This window comes from Defluviimonas salinarum (assembly GCF_026013545.1).
Lineage (GTDB): Bacteria > Pseudomonadota > Alphaproteobacteria > Rhodobacterales > Rhodobacteraceae > Albidovulum > Albidovulum salinarum.
Map to the genome: position 1 here is coordinate 61,499 of NZ_JAPDOG010000007.1, position 15,933 is coordinate 77,431.

Below are 15,933 nucleotides of genomic sequence, written 5' to 3' on the forward strand. Positions count from 1 at the left end.
CTTCCCGCCTCCGCTCCCATTCTGCTACCCTGCCACATCCCCTCCCCTCGGAGGCCGCGCCAATGCTCGAAAAGACCACCTTCCCGATCGACCGCATCCGCGTGCCGGTGAAGCGTGCCAAGACGCTCGACCCGGAGAAGGTATCGGCGCTCGCCGAAAGCATCCTCGAAGAGGGCCAGCTCACGCCGATCAGGGTGCGCGCGGACGGCGAGAACTTCGTGCTCGTCGAGGGGCTCCACCGGCTCGAGGCGCTGAAGGCCCTCGGCGAGGAGACGGTCGAGGGCTATCTCACCCATGCCCGGCTGCACTGAGCCGGCGCCGGCGGCATCAGCCTCTCGACAGCGCGCAGGGCACGGTATAGACGGCTTGCGACTGCTGTATACGCGACAGCCCGCCGGTTGTTGCGCGTCTTTCCGACGATCGAGACTGCGGCGCGGGGCTCCTGCCGGACGCATCGCCCCAACATGGACATGATGCCCCGCGAATGACCACTGCTCCCTTGCCCGCCGCCGCCACTGCCCCGAAGGACTGGGTGCGCATCCTCGCCGCCTATCGCGATCCCGATCCGGTCCGCAGCGCCTTCGAGCTTGCCGTCAGCGTGATCCCCTTTCTCGGTCTCTGGGCCGTCGCCTGGTGGGCGCTCTCGATCAGCGGCTGGCTCGCGCTGGCCATCGCGGTGCTCAACGCCGGATTCCTCGTGCGGCTCTTCATGATCCAGCACGACTGCGGCCACGGCGGCTATTTCCGCAGCCGCGCGCTCGCCGACTGGGCCGGGCGCGCGATCGGGGTCCTGACGCTGACGCCCTACGACGTCTGGCGCAGCACCCATGCGATCCACCATTCCTCGCACGGCAATCTAGACCGCCGCGGCATCGGCGACATCCACACGATGACGGTGGAGGAATACCGCGCGCTGTCGCCCTTGGGGAAGCTCGGCTACCGACTCTACCGCAATCCATTGGTCCTCTTCGGCCTCGGGCCGATCTACCTCTTCATCTTCCAGAACCGGCTGCCGGTCGGGCTGATGCGGAGCGGCGCGAAATACTGGGTCAGCGCGATGGGCACCAATGCCGCGATCGCAGCGATCCTCGCCGGCTTCCTCTATTTCGGCGGGGTGAAAGCGGTGGCGCTGATCTTCCTGCCGACGGTCCTGGTCGCGGCTTCGGCGGGGGTCTGGCTCTTCTTCGTCCAGCACCAGTTCGAGGACACTCACTGGGACCGGGGCGAGGACTGGCAGCTCCACGACGCCGCCCTGCACGGCAGCTCGCATTACGACCTGCCGCCGGTGCTGCGCTGGCTGACCGGTAATATCGGCATCCACCACGTCCATCACCTGTACAGCCGGATCCCGTTCTACCGGCTGCCGGAAGTGCTGCGCGACCACAGCGTTCTCGCGACGACGGCACGGCGGCTGACTTTGCGCGAAAGCCTCGCCTGCGCGCGGCTCCATCTCTGGGACGAGCGCGGCCGGCGGCTCCTGTCCTTCGCCGAGGCCCGGAAACTGCCGGCGGCCGCGTAAGCGCCCGCCCGGCGCGGCGCCGGAATCGAAAAGGGCGGAGCTTTCGCCCCGCCCTTCCCGAAAGTCCGAACGTCGCTGAGCTCAGGCGAGCTGCAGGTTCGTCGCCGATTCGCGGCCATCGCGGCCGGCTTCGATGTCGAAGGTAACCTTCTGGCCGTCCTTCAGTTCGCGGATCCCGGCGCGCTCAACGGCCGAGATGTGGACGAACACGTCCTTCTTGCCGCCATCCGGCGCGATGAAGCCGAAACCTTTGGTCGCATTGAACCATTTCACGGAGCCCGTAGCCATCGTGATATCTCCTGTCATGATGCCGCCCGCGAAATGCAGCGGCCCGGCGCAGTCAGTCGCAATCGAAGTACTGAGGCCGAAGACGGAGACAGTGGTCGAAAGAGGTAACGTCGCGCCGGCACTATGAACGCGACGCCCCTTTTTCGCAAGCCCCGTGGCGATCAGTTCGCGCCGAGCGTCCTGATCCGGCCCTCGACCCCGACCTTGACGCCGCCCGCCGCCACGATGTGGTCGATCACGTCATTGGCCATCAGGTTGCCATTGCCGGCATTGACGATCACCTTGCCGCCGCCAAGCGCCGCATAGCCGTCGCCGCCGCCGAGCATGTAATCGTTGGTGGCCACGGAATAGACCTTGTCGGGATCGAGCGGCGCATCGCCGACCATCACCTCCGACACCCGCGCCCCCGCCTCGGCCGAGGCGTCGAAGGCGAAGCTCATCCCCGAGACATGCGGGAACCGCCCCGCCCCCTTCTCGACCTGGCTCACCCCGTTCTCGAGCGCGGCGAGGATCTGCGACCCCGGAAGCTCGGTCACCACGGTGACATTGCCGAATGGCAGCTCGGTCAGGACGTCGCGGCGGGTCAGCACGGTGCCCGGATCGTAGGTCCGGTCGCCGCGGATGCCGCCGCCGTTGGTGAAGCCGATGTCGGCCCCGGTCGCGGCGCGGATCGCGTCGGCGATGACGTTGCCCATCGCCGATTCCTCGGCCCGAATCACGTTGCGGCGGGAATCGAGCATGGTCTCGGTCGCGCCGATCTCGACGTTCAGGCTCTCGTCGAGCTTGGCGGTGAAGGCGTCCACCATCGCCTGGCTCTCGGGATCGGGCTCGACCATCGCAGTGTCGATGAAGCGGAAGGCCGGCACCCAGTCTATCGTGCGGTTGCCGTCGCCATCCTGGCCGATCTCGACCGTGAGGTCGATGGGCGAGAGGAACTGGCCGTCGATCGAGGTCTCGACATAGGCCGTCACCCCGTCATAGGCGGTGGCATAGGAATGGTCGTCGCCCGACATGATGACGTCGAAGGCATGGCTCGCAATCAGCGCGCGGTCATTGGTCATGTCGGTCTGCACCACGCCGACGACGATGTCGGCCCCGTCCTCGCGCGCCTGTTTCGCGGCGGCGATGGCGGTGTCGACGGTGGGCAGGAACTTCAGATCCCCGGTCGAGGAAACCTCGGGCGAGGTGTCCTGCGCCACCGGGATGAGCGCCACCTTGAGCCCCGCCACTTCCTTCACCATCACCCCGCCCAGACCCTCGATCGGCGAGCCGTCGGCATTGGTGATGTTGATCGCGGCCCAGGGATAGTCCGACGCCTTCATCTTCTCGATGAAGTTCTCCGGCCCGAAATCGAACTCGTGATTGCCCGGCACGGCGATGTCGAAGGGCACGAGATTGGTCAGGTCGATCGTGTTCTGCCCCTTGTCGAAGCCCGAGAGCAGCGAGGGCGAGAGCATGTCGCCGTCGAAGACATAGAGCGTGTTCGGATTGGCGGCGCGCTCGGCCTTGGCGACCGCGTTCAGCCGCGCGAAGCCGCCGCGGCCGTCCTCCTCGGCGAAGTTGTAGGCGTCGCCGACGCCGAGGATCGTGAGCTTCACCGTCTCCGCCCCGGCCGGGACAGCGGCGGCGAGGATGCCGGCGGTCGACAGGAGCGCGGCAATACGGCTTGCGCGGATCGTCATGGTCAAATCTCCCGTTGGTGTTTTTATCCAGACAGACTGCGGGTTTGCCCCCCGCAAGTCAAAGCCCGTGATGCCTTTCCCGACGGCAGCCCGCCGCACCGCCATGACGGCACGGGATTGACCGGTCGCACGCAAATGGGCATGAGAGCGCCATGCTGGTCTTCAAGATCTTCCGCCGCCCCGAATGGGATGCCTTCCGCGCCGCCGGCGAGACCGCCGGCGCGCCGGTCGACCGCGCCGACGGCTTCATCCATTTCTCGACCGCCGCGCAGGTGGCCGAGACCGCGGCGAAACACTTCGCCGAGGAAAGCGACCTCGTCCTCGTGGCCTTCGAGGCCACGGCCCTCGGTCCGTCGCTGAAATGGGAAGCCTCGCGCGGCGGCGCGCTCTTTCCCCATCTCTACCGCCCGCTGACCCTCGCCGAAGTGGTCTGGGACAAGTCCCTGCCGCTCGGCGCGACCGGCCATATCTTCCCCGAGGGGGTATTGTGAACCTCATCGAACGCGCCGGCCTCTGCGCGCTGCACCGGCTTGACCCCGAAACCGCGCACGGGCTCTCGCTGAAGGCGCTCGCCGCGGGCCTCGTGACGCTCCCCGGCCCCGTCACCTCGCCGCGCCTCGCCACCCGGCTCGCAGGCCTCGCGCTGCCGAATCCGGTGGGCCTCGCCGCCGGCTACGACAAGAACGCCGAGGCGGCCGCGGCGCTCACCCGCGCCGGCTTCGGCTTCATCGAGCTTGGCGCCGCCACCCCGCTGCCGCAGCCCGGCAACCCCAAGCCGCGGCTCTTCCGCCTGACCGAGGACCGCGCCGTCATCAACCGCTTCGGCTTCAACAACGACGGCGCCGCGGCGATCGCGGCGCGGCTCGCCCGGCTCGACCGCAAGGTGCCGGTGGGCCTCAACCTCGGCGCCAACAAGACCTCCGCCGACCGCGCCGCCGATTTCGCCCGCGTGCTCGCGACCTGCGGCGCCCATATCGACTTCGCCACCGTCAACGTCTCCTCGCCGAACACCGAGAAACTGCGCGACCTGCAGGGCAAGGCGGCGCTGACAGCACTCCTCGCGGGCGTCATCACGACCCGCGACGGCCTCGCGCGGAAGATCCCGGTCTTCCTCAAGATCGCCCCCGACCTCGCCGGGGCCGAACTTGCCGATGTCGCCGAGGTGGCGCTTCTCTCCGGCATCGACGGCGTGATCGCGACCAACACCACGCTCGGCCGCGACGGGCTCAGAAGCAGCCACCGGGCGGAAGCCGGCGGGCTCTCCGGCGCACCCCTCTTCGAGAAATCGACCCGCGTCCTCGCCCGCCTGTCCGACCTCACGGACGGAAAGCTGCCGCTCATCGGCGTCGGCGGCATCGCCTCGGCCGAGGATGCCTGGCAGAAGATCCGCGCCGGCGCCTCGGCGGTGCAGATCTATTCGGCGATGGTCTACCAGGGCCTCTCGCTCGTCTCGGAGATCGCGACGGGCCTCGATGCCCGCCTCGCAGCCGAGGGCTTTTCCACCCTCGCCGAGGCGGTCGGTAGCGGTCGGAGGGACTGGCTGTGACCGAGATCTGGCACAATCCGCGCTGCTCGAAGTCGCGCCAGACCCTGTCGCTCCTTGAAACGCGAGGCATCGCCCCGCGCATCCGTCTCTACCAGGCCGACGCCCCGTCGGAGGCAGAGATCCGCGCCGCCCTCGCAGCACTCGGCCGCCCGGCGATCGACCTCGTCCGCAGCGGCGACGCGCTCTTCCGCGACCTCGGCCTCGCGAAGGACGCGGGCGAAGCCCAACTGATCGCCGCGATGGCCGCACACCCGGCACTCATCGAACGCCCGCTCGTCCTCCACGACGGCCGCGCCGCTCTCGGCCGCCCGCCGGAAGCCGTCCTCGACCTCTTCTGATCTTCTTCTTTTCCCAAGTATCCCGGGGGTCCGGGGGCAGCGCCCCCGGCGCTCCCCTGTACGAGAAACCGGTCCCCGCCGCGCGGGACCGACCTAGAAGATCCCGTTGGCCTTCTGCACCGCGCGCACATAGCCGGTAATCGCGGCGATGTCGGCATCGGTCAGCCCCTCGACCGGCGCCATGTCCCCGAAGCTCCAGTGATGCGCCCGCGCGCCCTGCCGCACGGCCCGGACGAAGGCCTCGTCGCCATGATGGCCCGGCTCGTAATAGGGATGCAGGAGCGGCGGCCCCTTGGCCTCGACCCCGGTCAGCGCCTCACCGTGGCAGGAGGCGCATTTCGCGGCGAACCCGCGCTGGCCCGCGACAAGCTCGCCCGCCAGGTCCGGCATCACGACCGCCTCTTGTCCGGCCGTCGCCCCCGTTTCGGACGCGCTCCGGGTGAAGACCCAGTAGCCGAGCCCGACGGCAACCACCGCGCCGAGGATGATCAGGTTCCGCATTTCGCACCTCCGGCCCGCTTATCGCCCTCCCCGGAGGCGGCGACAAGACCCGCGGCGCGGAGCTCATGCGGTCTTTAGTCGCTCCCCGGCCCCGGCGCGCCCGGCCCAGGCGCGCACTGCCGCGCCGAAGGCCTCGAAGATCGGCCGCGAGACCGGATCGCCGCCGGCATTCCATTCCGGATGCCACTGCACCGACAGCGTGAAACCCGGCGCGCCCTCGACATAGATCGCCTCCGGCGTGCCATCCGGCGCCCGGCCATCTATCACGATCCGTCGCCCCGCCGCCTTGATGCCTTGGCCGTGCAGCGTGTTGGTCATGACCTCCGCCGCGCCGAGGAGCCGGTGGAACACGCCGCCCTCGGTGAACCGCACGACATGGCGCAGGGCGAACTTCTCCTCAAGCGTGCCGTCGGGCGGCATCCGGTGGTTCATCCGCCCCGGCAGCTCGCGGATCTCGGGATAAAGCGTGCCGCCCATCGCCACGTTGACCTCCTGGAACCCCCGGCAGACCCCGAGGAACGGCTGGCCGCGCTCGACGCAGGCCCGCACCAGCGGCAGCGTGATCGCGTCGCGGCAGCGGTCGAAATCGCCATGCGCCTCTGTAGGCGCCTCGCCGTATTCCTCGGGATGGACGTTCGGCCGCCCGCCGGTCAGGAGGAACCCGTCACAGGCGGCGAGCAGTTCCTCGACGCTGACGAAACGCGGATCGGAGGGGATCAGGAGCGGCATGCAGCCCGCCACCTGCGCCACCGCGGCCGAGTTCATCGTGCCGCCGGCATGGACCGGATACTCGTTGTTGATCAGGCTCATGTTGCCGATGATGCCGACGATGGGCCGTGCCATGCCTTCTCCGCCTCCGCCCCCCGCGATCAGAATAGGCCGCGCCCCGCGGGAAAAAAAGCCCCGCGCGATGCACAGATCCCCTGCACGGAAGCCCTCACGCCTCGGGCTGCAATCCCGCCGCGCGGATCCCGGCCTCGGCCGCGATCGCGTCATTGTCCGACGTGTCGCCGGTGACGCCGACCGCGCCCACGACCGCCCCCGATGCGTCGCGCACGAGGACGCCGCCCGGCACCGGCAGGATCCTACCCTCGAAGACGCCGGAGAGCGCGGCCATGAAATAGCCCTGCGCCTCGGCCCGCGCCATCTGTGCCCGCCCGCCCATCCCGAGCATCACCGCGCCATGCGCCTTGGCCCGCGCGATCTCGAACCGCCCCGGCGAGGCGCCGTCCGACCGCTCGAAGGCAAGCACATGCCCGCCTTGATCCAAAACCACCACCGACAGCGGCTTCATCCCCGCCGCCGCCCCCGCCTTCAACGCCTCGGTGATGATCACCCGCGCCGCATCAATTCCCAGCATCGAAACGCCCTTTCATCTTGCCCAAAATATCCCGGGGGAGAGGGCCTCCGGGGCCCTCGGGGGCAGCGCCCCCTACCCCGCCGCCTTCACCTCGGCCCGCCGCCGGTGCAGGACCGGCTCGGTATAGCCCGAGGGCTGTTCGCGGCCGAGGAACACGAGATCGCAGGCCGCCTGGAACGCGATCCCCTGGAAATCCGGCGCCATCGGCCGGTAGGCCGGATCGCCGGCATTCTGCCGATCCACGACCGCGGCCATCTTCTTCAAGGCCTCCATCACCTGGTCCTTCGTCACCACCCCGTGATGCAGCCAGTTCGCCACGTGCTGCGCCGATATCCGGCAGGTCGCGCGGTCCTCCATCAGCCCGACATCGCCCAGGTCCGGCACCTTGGAACAGCCCACGCCCTGATCGACCCAGCGCACGACATAGCCGAGGATGCCCTGGGCATTGTTCTCGACCTCGCGCATGATCTGCCCCGGCGTCCATTTCCGATAGGCGGCGAGCGGAATGTCGAGAAGCGTGTCGACATAGGCCCGCCGACCGCCCTTCTTCAGCTTCGCCTGGACGCCGAAGACATCGATCCTGTGGTAATGCAGCGCATGCAGCACCGCCGCCGTCGGCGAGGGCACCCAGGCGCAGTTCGCGCCCGCCTTCGGATGGTCGACCTTCTGCTCCAGCATCGCCGCCATCAGGTCGGGCATCGCCCACATGCCCTTGCCGATCTGCGCCCGCCCCGAGAGCCCGCATTCGAGGCCGATATCGACGTTCTGCGCCTCGTAGCCGGTGATCCAGGCCTTGCGCTTGATGAAGTCCTTGCGGCTGAACGGCCCCGCCTCCATCGAGGTGTGGATCTCGTCCCCCGTGCGGTCGAGAAAGCCGGTGTTGATGAAGCAGATCCGGTGGCGCGCGGCGCGGATGCATTCCTTGAGATTGACCGAGGTGCGCCGCTCCTCGTCCATGATGCCGATCTTCACGGTGTTTTGCGGCAGGCCCAGCGCCGCCTCGACGCGGGTGAAGGTCTCGTCGGCGAAGGCGACCTCCTCGGGCCCGTGCATCTTCGGCTTCACCACATAGACCGAGCCGCGATGCGAATTCCTCATGCCCCCGGTCTTCTTCAGGTCGTGGATCGCGATCAGCACCGTCACCATCGCGTCCATCAGCCCCTCGAAGACCTCGCCGCCCCCGGCGTCGAGCACCGCCGGATTGGTCATCAGGTGGCCGACGTTCCGGACCAGCATCAGCGCCCGCCCCTTCAGCGCGAATTCCGACCCGTCTGGCGCGGTCCAGACCCGGTCGGGCTCAAGCCGCCGGCTGACCCGCCGCCCGCCCTTCTCGAAGGTCTCCTCCAGATCGCCCTTCATGAGGCCGAGCCAGTTCGAATAGGCCTGAACCTTGTCCTCGGCATCGACGCAGGCGACCGAATCCTCGCAATCCATGATCGCCGAGACCGCCGCCTCGAGCCGGACATCGGCAAGGCAGGCCTGGTCGCGGGCGCCGATGAAATGCGCCCGGTCGAAGATGAGCTCCACATGGAGCCCGTTGTTGCGCAGGAGCACCGCCTCCGGCGCGCGCGGGTTGCCGCGGTAGCCCGCGAACTTCTCCGGATGCACCAGCGGCATGTCGTCGATCAGCAGCACCCCCTCCTTGACGTGGTAGCGCCGCACATCGGCGTGGCTGGTGCCTTCGATCGGGAAGGCCTCGTCAAGAAAGACCCGCGCCCGCGCCACGACCCGCGCGCCGCGGCCGCGCTCGTAACCGCCCTTCGGCGGCAGCGACCCCATCGCGTCGGTGCCGTAGAGGCAGTCGTAAAGGCTGCCCCAGCGCGCATTGGCGGCGTTGAGCGCGTAGCGCGCATTGGTGATCGGCACCACGAGCTGCGGCCCCGGCACGGTGGCGATCTCGGGGTCGGTATTGGCGGTGTCGATCTCGAACTCCGGCCCCTCGGGCAGGAGATAGCCGATCTCAGCGAGGAAGGCCTTGTAGGCCTCGTGGTCATGGGGTTGCCCGCGCCGCTCGACATGCCAGGCGTCGATCTGGGCCTGCAACGCGTCGCGCTGCGCCAGCAGCGCGCGGTTCTTCGGCCCGAGTTCGGCCACGATTCCCGCGAAGCCCGCCCAGAACGCATCCGCCTCGACGCCGGTCCCGGGCAGCGCGCGCCCCTCGATGAAGGTGGCCAGCTCCTCCGCCACCCGAAGCCCCTGCCGATCGACTCGCGCCATTGCCGCCCCTCCGCTTCCGCATACGACAGTATGCACTCGCATCCTTGCCGACGCGGTGGGAAGGTCAAGCCGGAAACGACGGACGCGCAGCCGCCCGCGGGATCCGCGACGGAAGACTTGGGCCGAAGCAAAGGTTTGGGCGTGTCAGCAAACCGTATTGGCCCGCTTCGGTACCAGCCAGAGGGTTCGGTCACAGCGCCGGGACTGGCGGCTTTACCGACCGGAAGGACATTCGCTGCACGCGCGAAATTCTTGCTCGCGTTCGCGGCAATGCCAGTGCATAGCACACAAGCTTCCGGATACTGACAGCTCGCCGTTTGCGCCAATTGAAACTCACACTCAACGGCGTGTCGGCAACTTTCACGTTGAATATCGGGTTCGCCCAACGTGTTGTTAGAATGAGTGAATTGGAGATTGAGCCGCGCCGTGGAACCACCCGCTGACGACGAACTTAAGAGGCTCCAGATCGAACTTGAGCATTTGCTGGGTCGATGTCTGCTGAAACTGCAACACTATGAAGGTCTGATCAAAGCAATCATCGCCGATCACAAGATCTCAGGGTCGGTTCATGACTTAGAGGCGATACGAGAGGAACGCGCAGGCGCCACCGCCCGCAAGACGCTCGGATCTTTGGTCGGCGACTTCCTTGGATCATGTGTTGTTGCCAACGAGATCGACACTCCCACCGAGGCGACGGCTGATTCTTCTGAGGTCGCCAACTCGTTCAGTTCGTGGATCTACACCGAGTATTCGGACGCCGATTTCGCCCGGATACAAAGTGAAATGAAAGAGTTGGTGGATCTGAGGAACAACTTGGTCCACCATTTCATCGATCAACACAGCCTCGGAACCTTGGACGGATGCCGTAGCGGGCGCGATGCCTTGGTTGCGGCCAACAGCCGGATCGACGAACACCTCAAACAACTCAAGAACTGGGCTGAAGAGTTCTTGCAAGTTCGTCGAATTCTCGCGGAATTCTTAGGGTCGGATGCGGCCACCGACTTCATCGTAAATGGCATTCGGCCGGATGGCACCGTGTGGTGGCCAGGTGCAGGCATTGTGTATGCATTGCGGGGGGCAGCCCGCAGGCTGGCTGTAGATGGATGGACATCTCTTGCGGCAGCCAGCAAGTGGATTGCCGAGGTGCAGCCCGAACAAATCCCGAAGAGATACGGATGCAGAAGTTGGCACCAGGTCGTGAACGAGGCGCGAGTGTTTGACCTCCGGTACTTTGAGGTGGATGGGCAGCGAGTTGCTTGCTATCGGGAAAGGACAAAGTGCACCGCGAACGGGAGCCTGCCGGCGTAGAAACTGCGAACGGCGGCAATGTATCGCAGAGCGGGCCGCCTTTGTTTGCGAACCCCAAAAACACTTAGGCACCTGCATAAGTTTCTCTTGCGCGACTCGCGGGCCCGGAGATACTTAGGTGCGTGACTAAGTATTAGGGCGCAGATGAACCTCTCCCCGGGCCAGCTCGACCTTCTGTTCCAGGCGCTCGGCGACCCGACCCGCCGCGCGATCCTCGAACGGCTGGCGCGCGGCCCCGCCACCGTCACCGAGCTTGCCGCACCGTTCGACATGGCGCTGCCCTCGTTCCTCGGCCATGTCCGCAAGCTCGAAACTTCGGGCCTCGTCGAAACCGCGAAGCACGGCCGCAGCCGCACCGTGACCCTCGTCCCCGGCGCCTTCACGCCGGTGCGCTCGTGGCTCGACGAGCAGCGGGCGCTCTGGGAAGGCCGGCTCGACCGCTTCGATGCCTATGTCCAGACCCTCATGCAGGAAAAGCGCGATGAACCTTGACCTCGATCCTGATCTCGACCTCGTCCTGACCCGCACACTCGCCGCCCCGCGCGAGCTTCTCTTCGAATGCTGGACCGAGGAGCGGCACCTGCCACATTTCTTCGTGCCGCGCCCGCATCGCGTCATCCGCTGCCGCCTCGACCCCCGCACCGGCGGCACTTTCGAGACGACCTTCGAGGTCGACGGGCAGGAGATGCAGAACAACGGCGTCTATCTCGAGGTGATCGAGAATGAAAAGCTCGTCTTCACGGACGGCTACACCGAAGGCTGGAAGCCCGCGCCGGACCCGTTCATGACCGCCATCGTGCTTTTCGAGGACGCCGGCGACGGCCGCACGACCTACACCGCCATCGCCCGCCACCGCTCGGCCGAGAAGGCCGAGGCGCACAATGCGATGGGCTTTCACGAGGGCTGGGGCACCGTCGCTGACCAGCTCGAAGCCTACGCGCAGGGGCTGATGACATGACCGCCCCGGCCCGCTTTTCGACCCTTGCGTTCGAACGCAAGGTGGCCGCGCCGCCAGCCACGCTATGGCAGGCCTGGACCGACCCCTCCATGCGCGCCATGTGGGCCGCCCCGAGCGCGGAGGTGACCGTCGACTTCCTTCAGGCCGACACCCGCGTCGGCGGCCGCGAGATATCCCTCTGCCGCGCCAAAGGGCAGCCCGACATCCGCTGCGAGGTCGGCTGGCTCCTGCTCGCGCCGCCGCGCCACAGCGTCAACTACGAGGTCCTGCAATCCGGCGGTCACACCCTCTCGACCGCGCTCGTCACGGCGGAAATCGCGCCCGAGGCTGACGGCAGCCGCCTTCGGGTGACGGTTCAGCTCTCCTCGGCGGCCGAGGACATGGAGACCGGCTACCGGCAGGGCTTCGGCGCCGGTCTCGACAACCTGGCACGGCTCTCCGGGCGCACGATGGTCCTCGAACGCGACATCGCAGCGCCCCTCGGCACGGTCTGGGCCGCCTGGACCGATCCCGCGGCCCTGCCGGAATGGTGGGGGCCGAACGGCTTTTCCTGCCGCACCACGCGCATCGACCTCCGCGAGGGCGGCGAATGGGTCTTCGACATGATCGGGCCGGACGGCACCGTCTATCCCAACCACCACCGCTACACCCGCCACGTCCCCCTCGCCCGGATCGACTACACCTTGCACTGGGGCGAGAACGGCCCGAAACATGCCGACGCGAGCGTCCGGTTCGAGGATCACGGCGGCCGCACCACCGTCACGCTGACAATGATCTTCGCGACAGCGGCGGAATATGACGCGGCGAAGGGCTTCGGCGCGGTGGAGCTTGGTCAGGAGACGCTCGGAAAGCTCGCGGCCTACGTCGGGGCAAGCCGGGCACCGGTTGCGGCGCCCGAAGGGAAGGCCTAACGTCCGCGCAAAGTCCTGCCGGAGTGCCCCATGAAAGACGCCGCGCCGCAGCCGACGCTGCTTGCCGAGTACCAGCCCTACCCCTTCACCGTGACCGGGGTCGAGCTGACCTTCCGCCTCGCGCCCGCGGCGACGCGCGTCATCGCGAAGATCGGCTTCGCGCCCAACCCTGAGCGCCCCGGCCGCCACGACCTGCGCCTCGACGGCGAGACGCTGACGCTGATCTCGGCCGCGGTCGACGGCCGCCCGCTCTCGCCCACGATCGACGGCGCGGGCCTCACGGTTCCCGCCGCCGCGCTGCCCCAGGGCCCCTTCACCTGGGAGGCCGAGGTCGAGATCGACCCCAAGGGTAACACCGCGCTCGAAGGGCTCTACATGTCGGGCGGCATGTACTGCACCCAGTGCGAGGCCGAGGGTTTCCGCAAAATCACCTTCTACCCGGACCGCCCCGACGTGATGGCGCCCTTCAAGGTGCGGATCGAGTCGGACCTGCCGGTGCTTCTGTCGAACGGCAACCCGACCGCCGAGGGCGAGGGCTGGGCCGAGTGGACCGATCCGTGGCCGAAGCCCGCTTATCTCTTCGCCCTCGTCGCGGGCGACCTCGCCGCGGTGCGCGACAGCTTCACCACGATGTCGGGCAGGAAGGTCGATCTCGCGATCTGGGTCCGCGACGGCGACCAGGACCGCTGCCCCTACGCGATGGACAGCCTGATCCGCTCGATGAAGTGGGACGAGGAGGCCTACGGGCGCGAATACGACCTCGACGTCTTCAACATCGTCGCCGTGGACGACTTCAACATGGGCGCGATGGAGAACAAGGGGTTGAACATTTTCAACTCGAAACTCGTTCTGGCGAGCCCGGAGACCGCCACAGATGCAGATTTCGAACGTATCGAGGGGGTGATCGCCCACGAGTACTTCCACAACTGGACCGGCAACCGCATCACCTGTCGCGACTGGTTCCAGCTCTGCCTGAAGGAGGGTCTGACGGTCTTCCGCGACCAGGAGTTCACCTCCGACATGCGCTCCGCGCCGGTGAAGCGGATCGACGACGTGCTGACCTTGCGCGCCCGCCAGTTCCGCGAAGACATGGGCCCCCTTGCCCATCCGGTCCGTCCCGACAGCTATTTCGAGATCAACAATTTCTACACCGCGACCGTCTACGAGAAGGGCGCCGAGGTCATCGGCATGCTCAAGCGCCTCGTCGGCGAGGACGGATATCGCCGCGCGCTCGACCTCTATTTCGACCGCCATGACGGCGATGCCGCCACGATCGAGGACTGGCTCAAGGTGTTCGAGGACGCGACCGGACGGGATCTTGCGCAGTTCAAGCGCTGGTACACCGATGCCGGCACCCCGCGGCTCGCGGTCACGGAGGACTGGCAGGACGGCGCCTACACGCTCACCTTCACCCAGAAAACAGCGCCGACGCCCGGCCAGGACGTCAAGGCGCCGCGCGTGATCCCGATCGCGGTCGGCCTTCTCAACCCCAACGGCGACGAGGTCGTGCCCACCACCGTGCTCGAGATGAGCAAGGCGACGCAGAGCTTCCGCTTCGACGGCCTCTCCGCGCGGCCCGTGCCCTCGCTCCTGCGCGGCTTCTCCGCCCCGGTAGTGCTCGACCGCGCGGTGGAACCGGCCGAGCGCGCCTTTCTCCTCGCCCATGACACCGATCCCTTCAACCGGTGGGAGGCGGGCCGCGCGCTCGCCAAGGACGTGCTGATCACAATGATCGCCGACGGGACCGACCCCGACGGCGGCTTCATCGACGCCCTCGGCCGGCTTCTCGCCGATGAGACGCTCGACCCCGCCTTCCGCGCGCTCTGCCTGCGGCTGCCGTCCGAGGACGACCTCGCCCAGACGCTGCACGATGCCGGCCGCGCGCCCGATCCCGCCCATATCCACGGCCAACGCAAGCGCCTCGCCACCGCCATCGCCCGGCGGCTCGAAACCCCGCTCGCCGCGACCTACGCGGCGATGGCGACGCCCGGCGCCTTCTCGCCCGACGCCGCCTCGGCGGGCCGCCGGGCGCTCCGCCTCGCCTGCCTCGCGCTCCTGAACCGGATCGACGGCGGCGACCGCGCGGCGGCGCTCTACAACGACGCCGGCAACATGACCGAGAGTGCCGGCGCGCTCGCCTGCCTGATCGAGGCCGGGCGCGGCGAGGCGGCGACAAACGCCTTCTACGAGCGCTGGCACGAAAACCGCCTCGTCATCGACAAGTGGTTCATGATCCAGCTCCTCCATGCCGCCCCTGACAAGACCGCCGCGACCGCCGAGCGGCTCGCCGCACATCCCGATTTCGACTGGAAAAACCCCAACCGGTTCCGCGCCCTGATGGGGGCGCTTTCGGCCAACCACGCGGGCTTCCACGACGCCTCGGGTGCCGCCTACCGCTTCTATGCCGACTGGCTCCTGAAGCTCGACCCGGTCAATCCGCAGATCACCGCTCGCATGTCCACCGCCTTCGAGACCTGGGCCCGCTACGACGCCGACCGAAAGGCGCTGATCCGGGCCGAGCTATCCCGCATCCTCCACCACCCGAGCCTGTCGCGCGACACCCGCGAGATGGTGACCCGGATCCTCGGTGCCGATGCGTAAGGTCGCGCTGGTCACCGGCGCCGCGGACGGGATCGGGCAGGAAACCGCCCGGCTGATGGCGAAGGCGGGCTGGGACGTCGCGGTCCACTGCCACCGGAACCGCGCCGGTGCCGAGGCCACCGCCCGCGCCGTGGCTGAGGCCGGCGGCCGGGCTGAAGTTCTGCAGGCCGACCTCGCCGAACCGATGGCGCCGCAGGAGCTGATGGCAGCCTGCGGCGCGGCCTTCCCGCGCCTTGACGCGCTGGTCAACAATGCCGGCATCACCGATGCCGCCGCCCGCGTCGAGGAGATCACGCCCGCGCGGCTCACCCGCATGTTCGCCGTCAACCTCACCGCGCCCTTCCTGCTCGCGGGCCTCGCCGCGCGGTGCATGTCGACCCGGCATGGCGGCGAGGGCGGCGTTATCGTCAACGTCTCCTCGGTCGCCGCCCGGCACGGCGCGGCCGGGCACTATGTCGAGTACGCCTCGGCCAAGGCCGGGCTCGACATCCTGACGAAGGGCCTCGCCGAGGAGGTCGCGGCCGAGGGCATCCGCGTCGTCTCGATCCGCCCGGGAAGGGTCGAGTCCGGCGCCCCCGCCGAGACGGTCGCGGTGGACCGCCTCGGCCGGCCGGACGAGATCGCAAAGGCCATCGTCTGGCTCGCCTCGGACGAGGCCTCCCGGGTCACCGGAACGGTGTTCGACATCAACGGCGGGCGCTGAG

General features: G+C 68.0%; 17 protein-coding genes. 11 read left to right on the plus strand and 6 right to left on the minus strand.

From position 1 onward, the window contains the following. Positions 1–62 precede the first annotated feature (62 nt). Positions 63–311, plus strand: coding sequence for a ParB N-terminal domain-containing protein (locus tag OM960_RS09485; protein WP_264771797.1), 249 nt, complete (start codon positions 63–65; stop codon positions 309–311). A gap of 173 nt (positions 312–484) precedes the next feature. Beyond that, positions 485–1,519 (plus strand): fatty acid desaturase, encoded by a 1,035-nt coding sequence (locus tag OM960_RS09490; protein WP_263334525.1) that lies wholly within the window; start codon positions 485–487, stop codon positions 1,517–1,519. Positions 1,520–1,600: 81 nt separating this feature from the next. Here the strand turns inward: OM960_RS09490 and OM960_RS09495 are convergent, their stop codons facing one another. Then, positions 1,601–1,807, minus strand: a complete 207-nt coding sequence (locus OM960_RS09495; protein ID WP_263334524.1) for a cold-shock protein — start codon at positions 1,805–1,807, stop codon at positions 1,601–1,603. A 161-nt stretch (positions 1,808–1,968) separates the two neighbouring features. Beyond that, the gene (locus OM960_RS09500; RefSeq protein ID WP_263334522.1) at positions 1,969–3,489 is read right to left on the minus strand and encodes a bifunctional metallophosphatase/5'-nucleotidase; all 1,521 of its coding nucleotides are present in this window, start codon (positions 3,487–3,489) and stop codon (positions 1,969–1,971) included. 152 nt (positions 3,490–3,641) lie between these two features. Here OM960_RS09500 and OM960_RS09505 point away from each other — a divergent pair, with 152 nt between their 5' ends. From OM960_RS09505 to arsC, 3 genes are read left to right on the plus strand one after another with little or no spacing between them, the layout of a single operon-like run. Next, positions 3,642–3,980, plus strand: coding sequence for a DUF952 domain-containing protein (locus tag OM960_RS09505; RefSeq protein WP_264771798.1), 339 nt, complete (start codon positions 3,642–3,644; stop codon positions 3,978–3,980). Continuing rightward, a complete protein-coding gene (locus OM960_RS09510; RefSeq protein ID WP_264771799.1) occupies positions 3,977–5,035 on the plus strand; it encodes a quinone-dependent dihydroorotate dehydrogenase in 1,059 nt (352 codons plus the stop codon). Before OM960_RS09505 ends, OM960_RS09510 begins: the two co-directional genes overlap by 4 nt. Continuing rightward, positions 5,032–5,373, plus strand: coding sequence for an arsenate reductase (glutaredoxin) (gene arsC, locus OM960_RS09515; RefSeq protein WP_432759515.1), 342 nt, complete (start codon positions 5,032–5,034; stop codon positions 5,371–5,373). Before OM960_RS09510 ends, arsC begins: the two co-directional genes overlap by 4 nt. A gap of 93 nt (positions 5,374–5,466) precedes the next feature. Here arsC and OM960_RS09520 read toward each other — a convergent pair whose 3' ends face one another. The 4 genes from OM960_RS09520 to OM960_RS09535 all read right to left on the minus strand — a co-directional run bounded on the left by OM960_RS09520 (position 5,467) and on the right by OM960_RS09535 (position 9,451). Beyond that, the gene (locus OM960_RS09520) at positions 5,467–5,874 is read right to left on the minus strand and encodes a c-type cytochrome (RefSeq protein ID WP_263334517.1); all 408 of its coding nucleotides are present in this window, start codon (positions 5,872–5,874) and stop codon (positions 5,467–5,469) included. Between the two features lie 63 nt (positions 5,875–5,937). Beyond that, on the minus strand, positions 5,938–6,717 hold the full coding sequence (locus OM960_RS09525) for a gamma-glutamyl-gamma-aminobutyrate hydrolase family protein (RefSeq protein ID WP_263334515.1): 780 nt from the start codon (positions 6,715–6,717) through the stop codon (positions 5,938–5,940). A gap of 94 nt (positions 6,718–6,811) precedes the next feature. Continuing rightward, entirely contained in the window at positions 6,812–7,234 is a 423-nt protein-coding gene (locus tag OM960_RS09530) for a GlcG/HbpS family heme-binding protein (RefSeq protein ID WP_264771800.1), read from the minus strand. Between the two features lie 72 nt (positions 7,235–7,306). Then, a complete protein-coding gene (locus tag OM960_RS09535) occupies positions 7,307–9,451 on the minus strand; it encodes a malate synthase G (RefSeq protein WP_263334512.1) in 2,145 nt (714 codons plus the stop codon). A 414-nt stretch (positions 9,452–9,865) separates the two neighbouring features. Between OM960_RS09535 and OM960_RS09540 the strand changes: the two genes are divergently transcribed. The 6 genes from OM960_RS09540 to OM960_RS09565 all read left to right on the plus strand — a co-directional run bounded on the left by OM960_RS09540 (position 9,866) and on the right by OM960_RS09565 (position 15,932). Next, on the plus strand, positions 9,866–10,759 hold the full coding sequence (locus OM960_RS09540; protein WP_264771801.1) for an LOTUS domain-containing protein: 894 nt from the start codon (positions 9,866–9,868) through the stop codon (positions 10,757–10,759). 144 nt (positions 10,760–10,903) lie between these two features. Continuing rightward, on the plus strand, positions 10,904–11,251 hold the full coding sequence (locus tag OM960_RS09545) for an ArsR/SmtB family transcription factor (protein WP_263334508.1): 348 nt from the start codon (positions 10,904–10,906) through the stop codon (positions 11,249–11,251). After that, positions 11,241–11,717, plus strand: a complete 477-nt coding sequence (locus OM960_RS09550; RefSeq protein WP_264771802.1) for an SRPBCC family protein — start codon at positions 11,241–11,243, stop codon at positions 11,715–11,717. The genes OM960_RS09545 and OM960_RS09550 overlap by 11 nt, the downstream gene beginning before the upstream one ends. Next, positions 11,714–12,628 (plus strand): SRPBCC family protein, encoded by a 915-nt coding sequence (locus OM960_RS09555; RefSeq protein ID WP_264771803.1) that lies wholly within the window; start codon positions 11,714–11,716, stop codon positions 12,626–12,628. The genes OM960_RS09550 and OM960_RS09555 overlap by 4 nt, the downstream gene beginning before the upstream one ends. A gap of 30 nt (positions 12,629–12,658) precedes the next feature. Next, entirely contained in the window at positions 12,659–15,229 is a 2,571-nt protein-coding gene (gene pepN / locus OM960_RS09560; protein ID WP_264771804.1) for an aminopeptidase N, read from the plus strand. Next, positions 15,222–15,932 (plus strand): SDR family NAD(P)-dependent oxidoreductase, encoded by a 711-nt coding sequence (locus tag OM960_RS09565; RefSeq protein ID WP_264771805.1) that lies wholly within the window; start codon positions 15,222–15,224, stop codon positions 15,930–15,932. Before pepN ends, OM960_RS09565 begins: the two co-directional genes overlap by 8 nt. Position 15,933: the final 1 nt, after the last annotated feature.

Coding starts and splice junctions, on each gene's coding strand:
- OM960_RS09490 (WP_263334525.1), top strand. CDS start 485: ATGACCACTGCTCCCTTGCCCGCCGCCGCCACTGCCCCGAAGGACTGG.
- OM960_RS09550 (WP_264771802.1), top strand. CDS start 11,241: ATGAACCTTGACCTCGATCCTGATCTCGACCTCGTCCTGACCCGCACA.
- OM960_RS09535 (WP_263334512.1), bottom strand. CDS start 9,451: ATGGCGCGAGTCGATCGGCAGGGGCTTCGGGTGGCGGAGGAGCTGGCC.
- OM960_RS09500 (WP_263334522.1), bottom strand. CDS start 3,489: ATGACGATCCGCGCAAGCCGTATTGCCGCGCTCCTGTCGACCGCCGGC.
- OM960_RS09565 (WP_264771805.1), top strand. CDS start 15,222: ATGCGTAAGGTCGCGCTGGTCACCGGCGCCGCGGACGGGATCGGGCAG.
- OM960_RS09495 (WP_263334524.1), bottom strand. CDS start 1,807: ATGGCTACGGGCTCCGTGAAATGGTTCAATGCGACCAAAGGTTTCGGC.
- OM960_RS09530 (WP_264771800.1), bottom strand. CDS start 7,234: ATGCTGGGAATTGATGCGGCGCGGGTGATCATCACCGAGGCGTTGAAG.
- OM960_RS09555 (WP_264771803.1), top strand. CDS start 11,714: ATGACCGCCCCGGCCCGCTTTTCGACCCTTGCGTTCGAACGCAAGGTG.
- OM960_RS09520 (WP_263334517.1), bottom strand. CDS start 5,874: ATGCGGAACCTGATCATCCTCGGCGCGGTGGTTGCCGTCGGGCTCGGC.
- OM960_RS09505 (WP_264771798.1), top strand. CDS start 3,642: ATGCTGGTCTTCAAGATCTTCCGCCGCCCCGAATGGGATGCCTTCCGC.
- OM960_RS09545 (WP_263334508.1), top strand. CDS start 10,904: ATGAACCTCTCCCCGGGCCAGCTCGACCTTCTGTTCCAGGCGCTCGGC.
- pepN (WP_264771804.1), top strand. CDS start 12,659: ATGAAAGACGCCGCGCCGCAGCCGACGCTGCTTGCCGAGTACCAGCCC.
- OM960_RS09485 (WP_264771797.1), top strand. CDS start 63: ATGCTCGAAAAGACCACCTTCCCGATCGACCGCATCCGCGTGCCGGTG.
- OM960_RS09525 (WP_263334515.1), bottom strand. CDS start 6,717: ATGGCACGGCCCATCGTCGGCATCATCGGCAACATGAGCCTGATCAAC.